Here is a 16,925-nt window from a genome sequence, read left to right as displayed (position 1 = left end):
CCTGCTCAGCCCGGGAAGCGCTTCAGGCCGGCGACCAGGGCGTCGCCCATCATGCGCAGGAACAGCGTGCCCATACCCGGATAGAAACGGTTCGGATCGTGGCTGCCCACCGCAATCAGGCCCACGCCCGGCAACGGCAGCAGCGCGGTGGTCTGCACTTCCTCGCTGCGCACGCCATACAGCACGGCATTCTTTTCCGGCTGCAGGCGGCCGCAGATCGGCTCGCCGTCCTTCAGGCAGTCGCGGAACGGGCCGAGCTGCGGATCATCGGCGGCGATCACCTGCAACCAGTCGGCCTGTTCCAGCCCGGCCACCGGTGTGTGCACCACCAATCGCACCAGGTCGCCGGCGAAATCTTCCTGCAGCGAGGCCGCCATCGCACGCAGGGTGTCGGCGGCGTTGTCCTGCTTCATCAACGCCAGGGTCAGCTGGTGCGTGCGCACCGCCAGGCGTTCGTTGACCTGGGCAGTCGCGCCCAGGTCGGCCAACCGTCGTGCCAGCTCGCGGTTCTTCTCGCGCAGCACTTCCAGCTGGTAGCTGGCCAGCGACGCGGTCGGGCCGTCGTCACGCGGCACCACCAGGGTCAGGGCCAGGTCCGGGAACTGCTTGAGGAAGCCGGGATGTCGCCGCAACCAGGCAGCGACCTCGTGGGCCCCGAGCTTGTCGACGGTTTCGGTCATGCCATCCACTCCCCTTCGAAGACGAATGCGGTCGGGCCGGCCATCACCACAGGCTGGCCATCGCCCGGCCACTGGATGCGCAGGTCACCGCCGGGCAGGCTGATGCGTGCATCACGCTGCAGGCGGCCGCGCTGCATCAGGGTCACCGCAGCGGCGCAGGCGCCACTGCCGCAGGCCAGGGTTTCGCCGACGCCGCGTTCATTCACACGCAGGCGTGCATGCGCCGGGCCCATCACCTGGGCGAAGCCCACGTTCACCGAGCGCGGGAACGAGGCATGCTGCTGCAGCAGCGCACCGACGCGCTCGACCGGTGCAGCATCGATCAGGCCCACTTCGATCACTGCATGCGGGTTGCCCATCGACACCGCAGCGAAACGCACGCTTTCGCCCTGCAGCGGCAGCAGGTATTCCTCGCGCGCGTGGGCGAAACCCACCAGCGGCACGTTGGCCGGCTCGAACGCCGGCACGCCCATGGTCACCGCGAACTGGCCATCGCCCAGCACTTCCACCTCATGGCTGGCCAGCGGGCTGTCGATGACGAAGCGGTCGCCCTGCGCACTGCCTTCGCGCACCAGCCAGGCGGCGATGCAGCGCGCACCATTGCCGCACTGTTCGGAATTGGAGCCGTCGGCATTCCAGATGCGGTACGACGCCACCGAGCCTTCCGCGCGCGGCGCTTCGATGGTCAGGATCTGATCGCAGCCGACGCCGGTGTGGCGGTCGGCCAGCTGCGCGGCCAGTTCAGGCGTGGGCGGCGCGGTGCCGTCACGCAGGTCGATCACTACGAAATCATTGCCCGCGCCATGCATCTTGCTGAAGCGCAGGGCCTTGGAACCGGCCTTACTCATTCCCGCCGCCCACCTTCTTCGCAGGCGCAGGCGCCGGTTGCGTGGTCGGTGCAGCCGGCTCCACGGTCGTGGCCGGGGGGCCGCTGCCTTCGGTCTGCGCCGGGGTCGCTTCGGTAGCGGGCTCGGCAACAGGTTCGACGGTTTCTTCCACCGGCACCGGCTTCTGCGGCAGTACCAGCGGGCCCTTGTTGCCGCAGGCGGCGAGGAACAGCAGCGAAGCCGCTGCCAGCGGAATCAGGATGGCGTTTCGATGGGGGATCTTCATGCCCCGAGTATAGCCATTGGCGGCTGAGCGGTTGGTGCAGGGGATCGGGTTGCCGGCCAGCGGCCGGCACTACCGCAGGTGCTCAATCCGCGGGGGGCGGCAGTGGCCGGGTCCACAGCCAGATCGCCACCACGGTCATGCTGCCGATCGAGAACCACTTCACCCAGGCAATCGGCACGCACCAGAGCATGATGCCGGCGCATACCGCCATGGTGATCGTGGCCATCCACTTGCCGTAGCGGCTGACCGCCCCGTGTGCCTGCCAGTTGGCGATGGCCGGGCCGAAGCGTGGATGCTGCAGCAGCCAGTTGTGCAGGCGCTCGGAGCCACGCGAGGCGGCCCAGGCCGAAATCAGGATGAATACGGTGGTCGGCAGGCCCGGCACGAAGATGCCGACGATGCCGGTGCCGAGGCTGACATAGGCCAGCAGCCACCACGCCCAGCGGAAACGCACCACGCGCGGTGGCGTGGTGGCACCGCGAGGGACGGAAGGATCTGGCGCGCTCATGGCCGCAAGGATACCGGTTCAGGGTGCCAGGCAGTGCCCGGCACCCTGTCGCGATCACGGCTGGGCGATGCCCAGCTGCTGCAGTACGAACGCGTACGACTCGGACAGCTCGCGATAGCGCTGGAAGCGCCCCGACTTGCCGCCGTGGCCGGCTTCCATGTTGGTGCGGAACAGGATCGGGTAGTGGCCGGTGTTGTCGTCACGCAGCTTGGCCACCCACTTGGCCGGTTCCCAGTACTGCACCTGCGAATCCCACAGGCCGGTGCCCACGAACAGCGCCGGGTACGCCTGCTGCTTCACGTTGTCGTAGGGCGAGTAGGACAGCATGTAGTCGTAGAACTGCTTCTGCTCCGGGTTGCCCCACTCGTCGTACTCGTTGGTGGTCAACGGAATGGTCGGGTCGAGCATGGTGGTCACCACATCGACGAACGGCACCTGGGCCACCATCACGCGGTAGTCCTGCGGCGCCTGGTTGGCCACCGCGCCCATCAGCAGGCCACCGGCACTGCCGCCGGATGCCGCCACGCGATCCTTCGCCGCCCAGCCCTGCGCCACCAGGCCACGGGTGACGTCGATGAAGTCGTTGAAGGTGTTCTGCTTGTGCAGCAGCTTGCCGTTCTCGTACCAGTCGCGGCCCATTTCCTGGCCACCGCGGATGTGGGCGATGGCATACACCACGCCGCGGTCGAGCAGGCTCACCGCGGTCTGGTTGAAATACGGATCCATCGACATGCCGTAGCTGCCATACGCGTACTGGAACAACGCGCCCTTGCCATCCTTCTGGTAGCCCTTGCGGTAGACCAGCGACACCGGCACCTTCACGCCATCGCGTGCGGTGATCCAGACGCGGTCGGTTTCGTACTTCGACGCGTCATAGCCGATCACCGGCTGCACCTTCAGCTGGCGGCGCTCACCGGTGGCGGTGTTCAGTTCGAACACGGTGGTGGGGGTGGTCATCGAGGTGTAGACGTAGCGCAACCAGGGCGTATCGGCCTCGGTGTTGTCGCCCAGGCCCATCGAGTACGCCGGCTCGTCGGCCTTCACGTAGTCGCTGCGGCCATCCTTGAACAGCAGGCGGATGCGTTCCAGGCCCTCGGAGCGTTCGGCGATGGCGGTGTAGCCATCGAACAGTTCGAAGCCTTCGATGAACACCGCATCGTCGTGCGCGATCCAGTCCTTCCACTGCGCACGCGAGGTCGCATCGGTCGGTGCGGTGACCAGCTTGAAGTTCTTGGCACCGTCATTGGTACGGATCACCCAGCGGCCATCGTAGTGGTCGGCGTCGTACTCGACATCGCGCTGGCGCGGCGCCAGCACGGTGAAGTGGGTCGGGTCGCTGGCCGGCGCGTAACGCTCTTCCGAGGACACGGTGCTGTGCACGCCGATGGTGATGAAGCGATCGTCGCGGGTGCGGCCGATGCCCATGTAGAAGCTGTCGTCCTTCTCTTCGTAGACGACGGTGTCGGCGCTGGCCGGGGTGCCCAGCACGTGCTTCTTCACGCGCACGGTCAGCAGCGTTTCCGGATCGTTCTCGACATACAGCACGGTGCGGTTGTCGTCGGCCCAGACCAGGTCGCCCGAGCTGCCGGTGATCACATCGGGCAGCACCTTGCCGGTGGCCAGGTCCTTGAAGCGGATGGTGTACTGGCGGCGGCCGACATCATCATCGGCCCAGGCCAGCAGCTGGTTGTCCTGGCTGACTTCCATCGAGCCGACGCTGAAATAGCCCTTGCCGGCAGCCATCGCGTTGACGTCCAGCAGGATTTCCTCGGCGGCCTCCATGCTGCCCTTGCGGCGCGCATGGATCGGGTAGTCCTGGCCGGTCTCGAAGCGGCTGTAGTACCAGTAGCCACGCTCGCGCGCCGGCACGCTGGAATCGTCCTGCTTGATGCGGCCGACGATCTCCTTGTAAAGGGTGTCTTCCAGCGGCTTCAGCGGCGCCAGCAGCTGGTCGGCGTAGGCATTCTCGGCCTGCAGGTAGGCCAGCATGTCCTTGTTCCCGCGCTTGTCGTCGCGCAGCCAGTAGTAGTCATCGCTGCGGGTCGCGCCGAACGGCGCCTTGACCACATGCGGATGCTTGGCGGCGTCCGGCGGAACGGGCGGAGTGGCGGCGGTGGCAGTGGTGGTCATCAGGCTGGCAAGCAACAGGCAGAGGGTGGATTTCATGAGATAGGGCTCCTTGAGGGGCAATGCAATGGCGTCCTTGCGCCCGAGTCTGGGTTGCGGAAGGACGGTGGGCAACCCTGCGGAACGTCATGGTGGCCATGCCTGCCGGTAGTGCCGGCCGCTGGCCGGCACCCTCACGGCCTGCGGGTGGGGCGGTTGCCGGCCAGCGGCCGGCACTGCCAGAGCGCGTGACCCCGGTGCGCGGCGTACCATGGGCTGCATGAGTACCCTGCCCCATACGCCGGGCTACAGCCGGCGCAGCCATGAAATCGCTCCGTTCCACGTGATGTCCCTGCTGGCCCGCGCGCAAGCGCTGGAACAGGCCGGCCACGACGTGATCCACCTGGAAATCGGCGAACCGGACTTCACCACCGCCGAACCGATCGTGCGTGCCGGCCAGGCCGCATTGGCCGCCGGCCATACCCGCTACACGGCCGCACGTGGCCTGCCAGCCCTGCGCCAGGCGATCAGCGGCTTCTATCGCAGCCACTACGGGCTGGACATCGACCCCGAACGCATCCTGGTCACCCCCGGCGGCTCCGGTGCGCTGCTGCTGGCCAGCAGCCTGCTGGTCGATCCCGGCCGCCACTGGCTGCTGGCCGACCCTGGTTATCCGTGCAACCGCCACTTCCTGCGCCTCGTTGAAGGCGGCGCACAGCTGGTGCCGGTCGGCCCGGACACTGCCTACCAGCTCACACCGTCGCTGGTGGAACAGCATTGGAATGCCGACAGCGTCGGCGCGCTGGTTGCCTCACCGGCCAACCCGACCGGCACCGTGCTCTCCGCCGACGAACTGGCCGCCCTGTCGAAGACCCTGCACGCGCGCGGTGGTCACCTGGTGGTGGACGAGATCTACCACGGCCTCACCTATGGCCTGGATGCACCCAGCGTGCTGCAGGTGGATGACAGCGCATTCGTGCTGAACAGCTTTTCCAAATACTTCGGCATGACCGGTTGGCGGCTGGGCTGGCTGGTGGCACCGCCAGCAGCCGTGCCGGACCTGGAGAAACTCGCGCAGAACCTGTACATCAGCGCGTCGAGCATCGCCCAGCATGCCGCGCTCGCCTGCTTCAGCGCGGAGTCGATGGCGATCTTCGAGCAGCGTCGCGAAGCGTTCCGCCAGCGCCGCGACTTCCTGCTGCCCGCGCTGCGCGAGCTGGGCTTCCGCATCGAAGTCGAGCCGCAGGGTGCGTTCTACCTGTACGCCGATGTCAGCGCATTCACCGATGACGCACAGGCGTTCTGCGCCCACTTCCTGGAAACCGAGCACGTGGCATTCACGCCCGGGCCGGATTTCGGCTTCCATCGCGCCAACCAGCACGTGCGCCTGGCCTATACCCAGGAAGTGCCGCGGTTGCAGGAGGCGGTGGCACGGATCGCGCGTGGGTTGCAGCGCTGGCAGGGATCACGTTGACGGTAGTGCCGGCCGCTGGCCGGCAACCCGGGAATGCGTGAATGATGCGGTTGCCGGCCAGCGGCCGGCACTACCGGATAAAGAAAAACGCCGCCCCGGGGGGCGGCGTTTTCCGTTCTGCCTGTCTGCTTACTTACCGCCCAACCGCTCCCACAGGAAGCTGTAGGCCAGCGCCGACATGTGTGCGGCCTGCGCATTGTTGGCTGCACCGCCGTGGCCACCTTCGATGTTCTCGTAGTAGGTCACGTCCTTGCCGGCGTCGATCATCTTCGCCGCCATCTTGCGGGCGTGGCCCGGGTGCACGCGGTCATCGCGGGTGGAGGTGGTGAACAGCACCGGCGGGTACTTCTTCTTCGCGTCGAACAGGTGGTACGGCGAGAAGGTCTTGATGAACGCCCAGTCGCTGGTATCCGGGTTGCCGTACTCGGCCATCCACGAGGCGCCGGCCAGCAGATGGCTGTAGCGCTTCATGTCCAGCAGCGGCACCTGCACCACCACCGCACCGAACAGTTCCGGGTACTGGGTCAGCATGTTGCCGGTCAGCAGGCCACCGTTGCTGCCGCCCTGCACGCCCAGGTGCCTGGCGCTGGTGATCTTGCGCTTGACCAGATCGCGTGCCACTGCGGCCATGTCTTCATAGGCCTTGTGGCGGTTCTGCTTCAGCGCCGCCTGGTGCCAGCGTGGGCCGTATTCGCCGCCGCCACGGATGTTGGCAACCACGTACACGCCGCCCTTCTCCAGCCAGGCGCGGCCCATACCACCGGAGTAGCCCGGGGTCAGCGAGATCTCGAAACCACCGTAACCGTACAGCAGGGTCGGGTTGGAACCGTCCAGCTTCATCGCCTTGTCGTGCACCACGAAGTACGGCACGCGGGTGCCGTCCTTGCTGGTGGCGAAGTGCTGCTCGATCACCTTGCCCTTGGCATCGAAGAAGGCCGGCATGGTCTTCAGCGTTTCCGGGGCCTGCCCGATCTCGGCCAGCGCCAGAGTGGTCGGGGTCAGGTAGTCGGTGGCGGTCAGCCACACCGCGTCGCTGTCGTTGCTGTCGACAGCAGCCACGCCCAGCGTGCCGAAGGCCGGCGCGCCGACGAAGCGGCTGGTCTGCCAGCCATTGGCGCCCGGGGTCAGCACCGACAGGCGGTTCTTGACGTCATCCAGCACGTTCAGCACCAGGTGGCTCTTGGTCCAGGTGGCGCTGGCCAGCGAGGTGGTCGCGGTCGGGGTGAACAGCACGTCGAACTCACGCTTGCCGGCCAGGAAGTCATCCAGCCTGGTCGCCAGCAGCGAACCGGACGCATAGGTCTTGCCACCCACGGTCCACGGATCACGCAGCTCCAGGGTCAGCCACTGCTTGTGCAGGCCCTTCTCGGCCGAGTTCGGCGCATCGATCTTGGTCAGCGTGCCATCGTCGCCACGCAGGTAGATCTCGTTGTTGTAGAACGCCAGCGTGCGGCTGACCAGATTGCGCTCGAAGCCCGGGGTGTCATCGTGCATCGCCGCGATGTACATGTCTTCCGGCTTGCCTTCATACACCACGCTGGCGGAGGCCATCGGCGTACCACGCTTCCACAGCTTGGCCACGCGCGGGTAGCCGGAGGTGGTCATCGAGCCGGCACCGAAGTCGGTGTAGACGAATACGGTGTCGCGATCGATCCAGTTCAGGCCGCCCTTCGACTCCGGACGGAAGAAGCCGTCCTTGATCCAGGTCTTGTTGGCCAGGTCGAACTCGCGGGTCACGTCGGCGTCGGCACCACCGCGCGACAGCGCGATCAGGCAGCGGCTGTAATCCGGGCGCAGGCAGTCGGCGCCGTGCCAGACCCAGTTCTCGCCCTCGGCCTTGTTCAGGGCATCGAGGTCAAGCACGGTCTCCCACTGCGGCGAGGCCTTGCGGTACTCGGCCAGCGTGGTGCGGCGCCACAGGCCACGCTCGTGCTGCTGGTCCTTCCAGAAGTTGTAATAGTAGTCACCGATCTTCTGCACGGCGGGAATCTTGGCATCGGAGTCGAGCACCTCGCGGATGCTGGTCTCCATCTGCTTGAAGGCCAGGGTCTGCGCCAGGCGCGCCTCGGACTTGGCGTTCTGTTCCTTGACCCAGGACAGCGGCTTGTCGCCGGTGACGTCCTCCAGCCAGGCGTAGCGATCGGTGTCTTCAGCAGCCACGGCGGTCCCCACCGAGGCAGCGGTCATCATGCCAGCCAGCAGGCAGGCGGAAGCGAGTCGAGACATTGCAGCTCCAGGCAGTCATAAGCCGTGGAACGCTAGCATGGATCGCTGCAGCCGCCCCCGTGTCGAAGGTCAGGCCGTGGCCGTAGCGCGGCGACGGCGGGGCGTCCCGGCGGTGCGACGATGTGCCTGTCCACCGGTGCGACGGGCCAGCCGCAGCCACGACAGGCGCGGCACAGGGAAGCGCAGCAGCGCCCACCAGGCCACCAGCGGCATGCCCACCAGCCACATCGGCAGCCAGCCCAGCCAGGCGTTGCTGCCGCGCGCGGCTGGCCAGACCAGTACCAGCGCCAGGCCGGCCAGGGCCACCTGCCGCACGCTGCGCAGCAGGCGCGGATCGGCGCGTTCAATGATGACGCGTTCAGTTGCAGGGCGGCGGACGGAACGTGCGTTCATGGGGCTTCTCCGGTGGACAATGCAACACAGCTTGGGCAAGGCCCTTCTCACAGGTTGCGACACCATTGACGGATCGCGCACGCTCAGTCGACCATGCTCAGGCAAAGCCCTTCTGAGCCCGCTCCCGCATGACTTCGATCCGCCCGCTCTGCGCCATGCTGTTGGCCCTGTCCCTGGCGGGCCCCGCCGTGGCCGCCAGTGAGCCGCCATCGCCCCGCGCCAGCACCCCGCGCGCGACCGACCCGGATGCGCCGACCGACCCGGATGCGCCGATCGACCTGAAGCGCTTCATGGGCACCTGGTACGTGATCGGCCGCGTGCCGAACTTCATCGAACGTGGCCATGTGGCCAGCGTCAACGACTACGAACTGCGCGACGAGCACAAGGTCGGCATCACCTACCGCTACCGTGATGGCTTCGGCGAACCGCTGCAGGAAGTGCGTGCCCGCGCCAGCGTCGACCCGGACAGCGGCAACCACGGCTGGCGCACCTGGTTCTACCGCGTCGTGCCTACCCATTCGCGGGTGCTGGAAGTGGCACCGGATTACTCGTGGGCACTGATCGGTTACCCGGGCCGCGAGATGGCCTGGATCTTCTCGCGTACGCCGGACATGGACAAAGCCCTGTACAAGGAGCTGGCCGAGCGCCTGCGTGACGAGTACGGGGTGAACACCGACAAGCTCAAGCGCGTGCCGCAGCACCCGGAGCAGGTCGGGAAGCTGGGTTACGAAGTACCGAACGTGCGTTGACCGCACGTGGGATTGCCGGCCAGCGGCCGGCACTACCCGAACAAGATGCCGGGCGCCGCCCAGCATTCTGTTATCTGCGGCTGTAATGCGCGACCAGGCGGTCGCCGAGCATCTGCAGCAGCTGCACCAGGATCAGCAGCAGGACCACGGTGACCAGCGCCACGTCGGTGTGCGAGCGCTGGTAGCCGTCGCGGAAGGCCAGGTCGCCAAGGCCACCGGAGCCGATCGCACCGCCCATCGCGGTGAAGCCGATCAGCGCGACGGTGGTGACCGTTGCGCCAGCGATCAGGCCCGGGCGCGCTTCCGGCAGCAGCACGCGGGTGACCAGCTGCCAGGTGGTGGCTCCCATCGCCTGGGTCGCTTCGATCACGCCACGGTCCACTTCGCGCAGTGCGGTCTCGACCAGGCGCGCGTAGAACGGCGCGGCACCGATGACCAGCGGCACGATCGCACCGCGTACACCCAGCGACGTCCCCATCAGGAACAGGGTGACCGGGATCAGCACGATCATCAGGATGATGAAGGGCACTGAACGCAGCAGGTTCACCACCAGCGCCAGCACGCCGTACGCAAATGGCCGGCGCTTCATCTGCGGTGCACCGAACAGGTACAGCAGCACGCCCAGGGGCAGGCCGATGGCCAGGGTCAGCGGCAGCGAACCGAGCAGCATCAGCAGGGTGTCGATGGTGGCCTGGCCGATGTCGGCCCACTTGCCCGCGTCCAGGTGGCGGAAGAATCCGCCGGCAGTAGCGATGATCATCGACGCAGCTCCTCAACATGCACGCCGGCGGCCACGAATGCGGCCTGCGCGGCGGACTGGTCGCCGCCCACCAGGGCGACCACCAGCTGGCCATACGGGGTGTCCTTGATCCGGTCGATGCGACCGGACAGGATGTTGTAGTCGACCCCGGTCTCGCGCGCGACGCGGCCGAGCAGGGGTTCGTAGGTGTCGCCACCGAGGAAGGTCAGGCGCACGATACGGCCACCGACGGCATCGAAATCGCGGTGCAGCGTGCCCTCGTCCACATGCTCCGATTCGCTGACGAAACGGCGCGTGGTCGGGTGCTGCGGGTGCAGGAACACCCGGGTGACCGGACCGGTTTCGACCATCTGGCCGGCATCGAGCACCGCAACGCGGTCGCAGACACGGCGGATCACGTCCATCTCATGGGTGATCAGCACGATGGTCAGGCCCAGCTCGCGATTGATCTTCGACAGCAGCGACAGCACCGAAGCGGTGGTCTGCGGATCGAGCGCACTGGTGGCCTCGTCGCACAGCAGGATCTGCGGACGGGTCGCCAGCGCGCGGGCGATGCCGACGCGCTGTTTCTGGCCACCGGACAGCTGCGCCGGATACTTCTGCGCATGCGCTTCGAGGCCCACGGTCTGCAGCAGCTCGGCCACGCGCGCGTCGATCTCCGTCTTCGGCGTGCCGGCCAGTTCCAGCGGGAAGGCGACATTGCCGGCCACCGTGCGCGAGGACAGCAGGTTGAAGTGCTGGAAGATCATGCCGATGCGCCGGCGCAGCGCGCGCAGGCCGTCCGCGTCCAGCGCGGTGACATCCTCACCGCCGATCAGCAGCCGGCCACCACTGGGCTCTTCCAGGCGGTTGATCATGCGGATCAGTGTCGACTTGCCGGCGCCGGAATGACCGATGATGCCGAACACCTCACCGGCCTCGATGGTCAGGTCCAACGGTTGCAGCGCGCTGACTTCGCGGCCGGCAACGGCATAGGATTTGTGCAGGCGCTGGAACTCGATCACGGGCGTGGCTCACCGGCTGGGTGACGGAAGGGGGCGTGCAGCCTACCAGCGCAGGCGGTCGCGCGCCCGCGCCATGGCCCAGAATGTTATTCCTTTTGGTTCTAAGAAACTGTCCCCGGTAGTGCCGGCCGCTGGCCGGCACCTGCAGCGGTCCCTCCGGCGCAAGGGGTTGCCGGCCAGCGGCCGGCACTACCCCCGGGCTCAGGGATGATCCAGCGGCTTCGGCGGTTCCTGCCGGTTTACCCGCTCGCGATGCAGCAGGTACAGCCCCGAGGCGACGATGATCGCCGCGCCCACCCAGGTATAGCCGTCCGGCAGCTGGCCCCAGAAGGCCAGATCCCAGCCGATCACCCAGACCAGGCCGCTGTACTCCAGCGGCGCGATCATCGAGGCCTCGCCCAGCTGGAAGGCCTTGGTCAGGGCAATCTGGCCCAGCGCCCCGGCCAGGCCCATGCCGGCAATCAAAGGCGCGTGTGCCAGCTGCAGCGGTACCCAGCCGGGAATGGCGAGCAGGCCGGCGCCGATGGCCATGATCACCAGGAACCAGACCACCATCGACTGCGAGGTATCGGTGCGGGTCAGCAGGCTGACCGTGATCGCCGCCACGGCATAGGCCGTTGCCGCCGCCAGCACCATCAGGCCGGGCACCGAAATGAAGCCATCCACGCCCGGCCGCAGCACCACCAGCACGCCCACCAGGCCAATGCCGATGGCGACCCAGCGCCGCGGCCCGACCCGCTCGCCCAGCAACGGCACCGACAGCGCGGCGATCAGCAGCGGGGCAACGAAGTAGATGGTGTAGGCGGTGGACAGCGGCAGGTCGCGCAGGGCGAACACGAAGCAGCCGATCATCGCCATGCCCAACGCGCCGCGCAGCAGGTGCAGGCCCCAGCGCCGCGGCACCAGCGAACGTGGGCCGGCACTGACCAGCACCCACACCAGCACGAACGGCAACGAGGCCGCACCACGCAGGAAAGTCACTTCCAGGGTGGGATAGCTGGCCGACAGCTGCTTCATGCCAGCGTCCATCAGCGAGAAACAGGCGACCGCAGCGACCATCCAGGCCACCGCACGCGAAGGGGAGCGTTGCACGTTCATGGCCCATTATCGCCCGGTCGTCGCATTCTGTAGAGCTCGGCCGCTCTTCAAAAAGCAGCCGAGCGTGGGCTCGGTTCTACAAACGGCGGGCATGGGGCCCTCGCGATAGAATGGCTGCCACTGAATCCTGCGGAGCATCGCCCATGCCTTCCTTCGACGTCGTGTCCGAAGTCGACACCCACGAACTGACCAACGCCATCGACCAGGCCAACCGCGAACTGGCCACCCGCTTCGATTTCAAGGGCGTGGATGCCAAGTTCGAACGCGATGGCGATGTGATCAACCAGTTCGCGCCGACCGAATTCCAGCTCAAGCAGATGAACGACATCCTGCGTGCACGCCTGGCCGCGCGCGGCATCGACGTGCTCAGCCTCGAGTTTGGCGACATCGAGACCAACCTGGCCCAGGCCCGGCAGAAGATCACCGTCAAGCAGGGCATCGAGCAGAAGATCGCCAAGAAGATCGCCGCCGCACTGAAGGACGCCAAGCTGAAGGTGGAAAGCCAGATCAATGGCGACAAGCTGCGCGTGCAGGGCAAGAAGCGCGATGACCTGCAGGACGCCATCGCCGTGCTCAAGGCCGGCAAGTTCGAGCTGCCGCTGCAGTTCAACAATTTCCGCGACTGAGCCACCTGCCGGGAATCCCCCGGCGCTGCCAGCCGCAGGTACGACGGCGCGTTGCCAGCGACGCGCCTACAATGTCGGCCCCGCCAGCCGACGTGCCCGCCATGACCGATTCCGACCTGCCCATCGATGACCCGATCGCCGCCACCCGCCTGTGGCTGGAGCGCATCGTCATCGGCCTGAACCTGTGCCCGTTCGCCAAGGCGGTATACGTGAAGGACCAGGTCCGCATCGTGCTCAGCGATGCGACCACGACAGAAGCGCTGGTTGAACAGCTGGCCGAGGAGCTGGTGCTGCTGCGCGACACGCCGGCCGAGCAGATCGACACGACGCTGATCGTGCATCCGCAGGTGCTGAGCGATTTCCTCGACTACAACGACTTCCTCGACAACGCCGATGCGGCGATCGAGGCACTGGACCTGCAGGGGATCCTGCAGGTGGCCAGCTTCCATCCGGATTACCAGTTCGAGGGCGTGGCCGCCGACGACGCCAGCAACTACACCAACCGCGCGCCCTTCCCCACCCTGCACCTGCTGCGCGAAGACAGCGTGGCGCGCGCGGTGGATGTGTATCCGGACCCGGACGTGATCGTCGAGCGCAACATCCAGACCCTGGACCGCATCGGCGTGGACGGCTGGCATCGCCGCCTGCGCGGCGAAGACCTGACGTGAGCACGGTGCCGCCGATTGCCGCATGGCCGGCCGCGCCACTGTCGGGCAAGGTGGTGCTGGTCACCGGCGGCGCCAATGGCATCGGTCGCGGTATTGCCCAGGCCGTGCTCGGTGCCGGCGGACGCGTGCTGATCGGCGACCTGGACAGGGAGGCCGGCCAAGCCTGCCTGGACGAATGGCAGCGCGGTGAGGATGCCGCGTTCCAGCGTTTGGACATCACCGACGAAGCCAGCGTGCGCGACTTCATCGCCGAGGCGCTGCAGCGTTTCGGACACATCGACGGGCTGGTCAACAATGCCGGCATCGCCGGGCCGCACGGCACGCGGGTGCAGGACATGGACTGGCACGAATGGCAACGCCGGCTGTCGTCGCTGCATGGCGCCTTCCTGTGCAGCAAGCACGCGCTGCCGGCGCTGACCGCCAGCGCCGCCGGTGCGATCATCAACATCGCCTCGACCCGCGCCTGGCAATCCGAAGCACACAGCGAAGCCTATGCCGCAGCCAAGGGCGGGCTGGTGGGCTTCACCCATGCGCTGGCGATCAGCAGCGGCCCGGCGGTGCGGGTGAACAGCATCAGTCCCGGCTGGATCGGCACCTGCGAGTGGCAGGCACCCTCACGGCGACACGCACCGGAGTATTCGGCCACCGACCATGCGCAACACCCGGTCGGCCGCGTCGGCCAGCCGGAGGACATCGGTGCGTTGGCCGTATACCTGCTGTCATCACTGTCCGGTTTCAGTACCGGCCAGGATTTCATCGTCGACGGCGGCATGACCCGGAAGATGATCTACGCCGAATGACCCGCCACCGGTAGTGCCGGCCGCTGGCCGGCATTCCGGTAGATCCACGCCATGCGTGGATGGCGGTGAAGTGCCAACCAAGGTTGGCACCTACCCGACGCCTTACGCCATGCCCGAGTGGCGCAGCAGCGCATCGATCTGCGGAGCACGGCCGCGGAAGGCCTTGAAGTTGTCCGCCGCCGGGCGGCTGCCACCGCGCGACAGGATCTCATCACGGAAGCGTGCACCGGTTTCAGCCAGTGCCTGCGGCGCTTCCTCGAAAGCGGCATAGGCGTCGGCGCTGAGTACCTCGGCCCACTTGTAGCTGTAGTAACCCGCGGCGTAACCGCCCGCAAAGATGTGGCTGAACTGGTGCGGGAAGCGGTTCCAGGCCGGCGGGTGGTTCACCGCCACTTCCGCGCGCACGCGGTCCAACAGTGCCAGCACGCTGTCCTGCGCTGGTTCGAACTGGCTGTGCAGCAGCATGTCGAACAGGCCGAACTCCAGCTGGCGGACGGTGGCCATGCCGCTGTGGAAGTTGCGCGCAGCCAGCATGCGCTCGTACAGCGCGCGCGGCAGCGGCTCGCCGCTGTCCACGTGCGCGGTCATGGCCTGCAGGTGCTCCCACTCCCAGCAGAAGTTCTCCATGAACTGGCTGGGCAGTTCCACTGCATCCCATTCCACGCCATTGATGCCGGCCACGCCCAGTTCGCCGATGCGGGTCAGCAGCTGGTGCAGGCCATGGCCCATCTCATGGAACAGCGTGGTCACTTCGTTGTGGCTGAAGGTGGCCGGCTTGCCATTGGCACCGCGGCCGAAGTTGCACACCAGGTAGACCAGCGGCGTCTGCACGCTGCCGTCCGGGCGCACGCGACGGTTGCGGCAATCGTCCATCCACGCGCCACCGCGCTTGCCCTCGCGGGCGTACAGGTCCAGGTAGAACTGGCCAACCAGCGCACCCTGCGCATCGACCAACCGGAAGAAGCGCACATCCTCGTGCCACACCGGTGCGCTGTCCTCCTGCACGCGCAGGCCGTACAGCTGCTCGATCACCGAGAACAGGCCGCCCAGCACCTTCGGTTCAGTGAAGTACTGCTTCACTTCCTGTTCGGAATAGCTGTAACGGGCCTGCTTCAGGCGGTCGGCGGCGAACGCCAGGTCCCAGGCCTGCAGGCTGTCGATGCCCAGCTGCTCGCGTGCGAACTGCTCAAGGTCGGCCCGGTCCCTGGCCGCGAACGGCTTGGCGCGCGCGGCCAGGTCACGCAGGAAACCCAGCACTTCGGCCGGGTCCTGCGCCATCTTGGTCGCTACCGAATAATCGCCATACGAATCGAAGCCGAGCAGCGCGGCCAGTTCAGCGCGCAGGGCGAGGATCCGATCGATGTTGCCGCTGTTGTCCAGGGACTCATCGCCGAATTCGGACGCACGCTGTGCGCTGGCGCGGTACAGGATCTCGCGCAGGTCGCGGTCCTCACCCCAGGTCTGCACCGGCAGGTAGCACGGCATCTGCAGGGTCAGTTTCCAGCCGGCCTTGCCGTCCTTCTGTGCTGCCGCATGCGCGGCGGCCTTCACGTCTTCCGGCAGGCCCTTCAGCCGCGCTTCGTCCTCGATGATCAGCGACCAGGCATCGGTAGCGTCGAGCACGTTCTGCGAGAACTTCGCCGACAGCGCCGACAGTTCTTCCTTGATCGCCGCGAAGCGCTGCTGCGCCTCCGGCGCCAGCTCGGCACCACCGAGGCGGAAATCGCGCAGGGTGTTGTCCAGCACCTTGCGCTGGGCCGCGTCGAAGCGCGCCGCCTCGGCACTGGCGGCCAGCGTCTGGTACTGCCGGTACAACGCCAGGTTCTGGCCCAGCGCGCTGGCGAAGCGGGTCACCCGCGGCAGGTTGCTGTTGTAGGCCTCACGCAGTTCCGGGGTGTTGACCACTCCCTGCAGGTGGCCGACCAGACCCCAGGCGCGCCCCAGGCGCTCGGTGGCGTCATCCAGCGGGGCAACGAAGGTCTGCCAGGTGACCGGCTGCACCTGCTCGGCGGCGCTGACGGCGGCTTCGGCCTCGGCCAGCAGCACGTCCAGCGCCGGCGCCACGTGCTCGGGGCGGATGGCCTCGAAGCGCGGCAGGCCGGAAAAATCGAGCAGGGGGTTGGCAACGGTCACGGCAGATCTCCAGGGTACGGGCCCGGCAGGCGGGCAGCATGCAGGATATGGCGCTGGCAGGCGGGGCTGACAAGGGGGCACGGCCCGGCATTCACGTCGGCCTTACGGTCGCGCACCGAAGCTCTGGCTGCGGGGGAGTCCGCAGCGGTACGCACCGAACGAGGCCCTACATGGAAGGTCTGCCTGCAGTTGCATCCGCCTCACCGGCCCGGTCACTGGCATTGTCCGCCAGCCCGGCCGAACTGACCTGGATCGCCGCATTGTGCGATGCCGGCGATGACGCCCCGCGCCATCTGCAGCAGTTGCAGGCAGTGCTGCAGCAGGGCGGCACGTTCAACGATGCGCAGGAGTGGTACCCGTTCGAGGTGATCGAACGCGGCGCCAGCCAGCTGCGGCTGGGCCATGAGCGCGAGTTCGTGATCTGCGTGCTGCTGTGGCTGCAGGCGCTGGCCCAGGGCCGAGCGAGCATCCTGGACCCGAGCCTGCATCTGGATGATCGCGCGATGGACATCGAGGCCTTGCCCGATGCACTGCGCGACGCGGTGCTGGACGCGTTCACTGCAGCGGGATATTGAGCCGCCCCGGCG

The 16,925-nt window shown here is 67.2% G+C and carries 17 protein-coding genes; 6 read left to right on the top strand and 11 right to left on the bottom strand.

Annotation, left to right across the window (positions count from 1 at the left end):
- Positions 1–5: 5 nt before the first annotated feature.
- From AC5P8Y_RS11755 to AC5P8Y_RS11735, 5 genes are all read right to left on the bottom strand, one after another.
- Positions 6–680 (bottom strand): DUF484 family protein, encoded by a 675-nt coding sequence (locus AC5P8Y_RS11755; RefSeq protein WP_005411095.1) that lies wholly within the window; start codon positions 678–680, stop codon positions 6–8.
- The gene (dapF, locus tag AC5P8Y_RS11750) at positions 677–1,528 is read right to left on the bottom strand and encodes a diaminopimelate epimerase (protein ID WP_033834522.1); all 852 of its coding nucleotides are present in this window, start codon (positions 1,526–1,528) and stop codon (positions 677–679) included. Before dapF ends, AC5P8Y_RS11755 begins: the two co-directional genes overlap by 4 nt.
- The gene (gene lptM / locus AC5P8Y_RS11745; RefSeq protein ID WP_049404075.1) at positions 1,521–1,793 is read right to left on the bottom strand and encodes an LPS translocon maturation chaperone LptM; all 273 of its coding nucleotides are present in this window, start codon (positions 1,791–1,793) and stop codon (positions 1,521–1,523) included. Before lptM ends, dapF begins: the two co-directional genes overlap by 8 nt.
- Before the next feature lie 82 nt (positions 1,794–1,875).
- Positions 1,876–2,301 carry a YbaN family protein gene (locus AC5P8Y_RS11740; protein WP_033834523.1) on the bottom strand — a complete coding sequence of 142 codons (426 nt, stop codon included), beginning with the start codon at positions 2,299–2,301 and terminating at the stop codon, positions 1,876–1,878.
- 54 nt (positions 2,302–2,355) lie between these two features.
- Positions 2,356–4,467 (bottom strand): S9 family peptidase, encoded by a 2,112-nt coding sequence (locus tag AC5P8Y_RS11735; protein ID WP_111108694.1) that lies wholly within the window; start codon positions 4,465–4,467, stop codon positions 2,356–2,358.
- Positions 4,468–4,687: 220 nt separating this feature from the next.
- On the opposite strand from AC5P8Y_RS11735, the gene AC5P8Y_RS11730 reads away from it, so the two are divergent.
- Positions 4,688–5,881: a pyridoxal phosphate-dependent aminotransferase gene (locus tag AC5P8Y_RS11730; RefSeq protein WP_181453300.1), complete on the top strand. Its 1,194-nt coding sequence runs from the start codon at positions 4,688–4,690 to the stop codon at positions 5,879–5,881.
- 129 nt (positions 5,882–6,010) lie between these two features.
- On the opposite strand, the gene AC5P8Y_RS11725 is transcribed toward AC5P8Y_RS11730, so the two are convergent.
- The gene (locus tag AC5P8Y_RS11725) at positions 6,011–8,107 is read right to left on the bottom strand and encodes a prolyl oligopeptidase family serine peptidase (RefSeq protein WP_111108695.1); all 2,097 of its coding nucleotides are present in this window, start codon (positions 8,105–8,107) and stop codon (positions 6,011–6,013) included.
- Positions 8,108–8,176: 69 nt separating this feature from the next.
- The gene (locus tag AC5P8Y_RS11720; RefSeq protein ID WP_049404081.1) at positions 8,177–8,500 is read right to left on the bottom strand and encodes a hypothetical protein; all 324 of its coding nucleotides are present in this window, start codon (positions 8,498–8,500) and stop codon (positions 8,177–8,179) included.
- A 128-nt stretch (positions 8,501–8,628) separates the two neighbouring features.
- On the opposite strand from AC5P8Y_RS11720, the gene AC5P8Y_RS11715 reads away from it, so the two are divergent.
- Positions 8,629–9,249, top strand: coding sequence for a lipocalin family protein (locus AC5P8Y_RS11715; RefSeq protein ID WP_049404082.1), 621 nt, complete (start codon positions 8,629–8,631; stop codon positions 9,247–9,249).
- A 70-nt stretch (positions 9,250–9,319) separates the two neighbouring features.
- On the opposite strand, the gene AC5P8Y_RS11710 is transcribed toward AC5P8Y_RS11715, so the two are convergent.
- The 3 genes from AC5P8Y_RS11710 to AC5P8Y_RS11700 form a co-directional block, all read right to left on the bottom strand.
- Positions 9,320–10,009, bottom strand: coding sequence for a methionine ABC transporter permease (locus AC5P8Y_RS11710; RefSeq protein ID WP_005411104.1), 690 nt, complete (start codon positions 10,007–10,009; stop codon positions 9,320–9,322).
- Entirely contained in the window at positions 10,006–11,013 is a 1,008-nt protein-coding gene (locus AC5P8Y_RS11705) for a methionine ABC transporter ATP-binding protein (RefSeq protein ID WP_005411105.1), read from the bottom strand. The genes AC5P8Y_RS11710 and AC5P8Y_RS11705 overlap by 4 nt, the downstream gene beginning before the upstream one ends.
- Positions 11,014–11,214: 201 nt before the next feature.
- Complete coding sequence (locus AC5P8Y_RS11700) at positions 11,215–12,111, bottom strand: DMT family transporter (protein WP_005411106.1); 897 nt, start codon at positions 12,109–12,111, stop codon at positions 11,215–11,217.
- Between the two features lie 143 nt (positions 12,112–12,254).
- Between AC5P8Y_RS11700 and AC5P8Y_RS11695 the strand changes: the two genes are divergently transcribed.
- The 3 genes from AC5P8Y_RS11695 to AC5P8Y_RS11685 all read left to right on the top strand — a co-directional run bounded on the left by AC5P8Y_RS11695 (position 12,255) and on the right by AC5P8Y_RS11685 (position 14,205).
- Positions 12,255–12,737: a YajQ family cyclic di-GMP-binding protein gene (locus AC5P8Y_RS11695; RefSeq protein ID WP_005411107.1), complete on the top strand. Its 483-nt coding sequence runs from the start codon at positions 12,255–12,257 to the stop codon at positions 12,735–12,737.
- 101 nt (positions 12,738–12,838) lie between these two features.
- Positions 12,839–13,405 (top strand): DUF1415 domain-containing protein, encoded by a 567-nt coding sequence (locus tag AC5P8Y_RS11690; protein ID WP_043035533.1) that lies wholly within the window; start codon positions 12,839–12,841, stop codon positions 13,403–13,405.
- Positions 13,402–14,205, top strand: a complete 804-nt coding sequence (locus AC5P8Y_RS11685) for an SDR family oxidoreductase (protein ID WP_111108696.1) — start codon at positions 13,402–13,404, stop codon at positions 14,203–14,205. Before AC5P8Y_RS11690 ends, AC5P8Y_RS11685 begins: the two co-directional genes overlap by 4 nt.
- Positions 14,206–14,307: 102 nt before the next feature.
- Here AC5P8Y_RS11685 and AC5P8Y_RS11680 read toward each other — a convergent pair whose 3' ends face one another.
- Positions 14,308–16,338: a M3 family metallopeptidase gene (locus tag AC5P8Y_RS11680; protein ID WP_495201975.1), complete on the bottom strand. Its 2,031-nt coding sequence runs from the start codon at positions 16,336–16,338 to the stop codon at positions 14,308–14,310.
- Positions 16,339–16,508: 170 nt separating this feature from the next.
- Here AC5P8Y_RS11680 and AC5P8Y_RS11675 point away from each other — a divergent pair, with 170 nt between their 5' ends.
- Positions 16,509–16,913 (top strand): hypothetical protein, encoded by a 405-nt coding sequence (locus tag AC5P8Y_RS11675; RefSeq protein WP_495201974.1) that lies wholly within the window; start codon positions 16,509–16,511, stop codon positions 16,911–16,913.
- Positions 16,914–16,925: the final 12 nt, after the last annotated feature.

Source organism: Stenotrophomonas sp. YJH_SMC_12-1 (genome assembly GCF_059370935.1).
The sequence above is the reverse complement of the archived record's forward strand: the minus strand, read 5'-3'. Positions and strand labels throughout refer to the sequence as shown.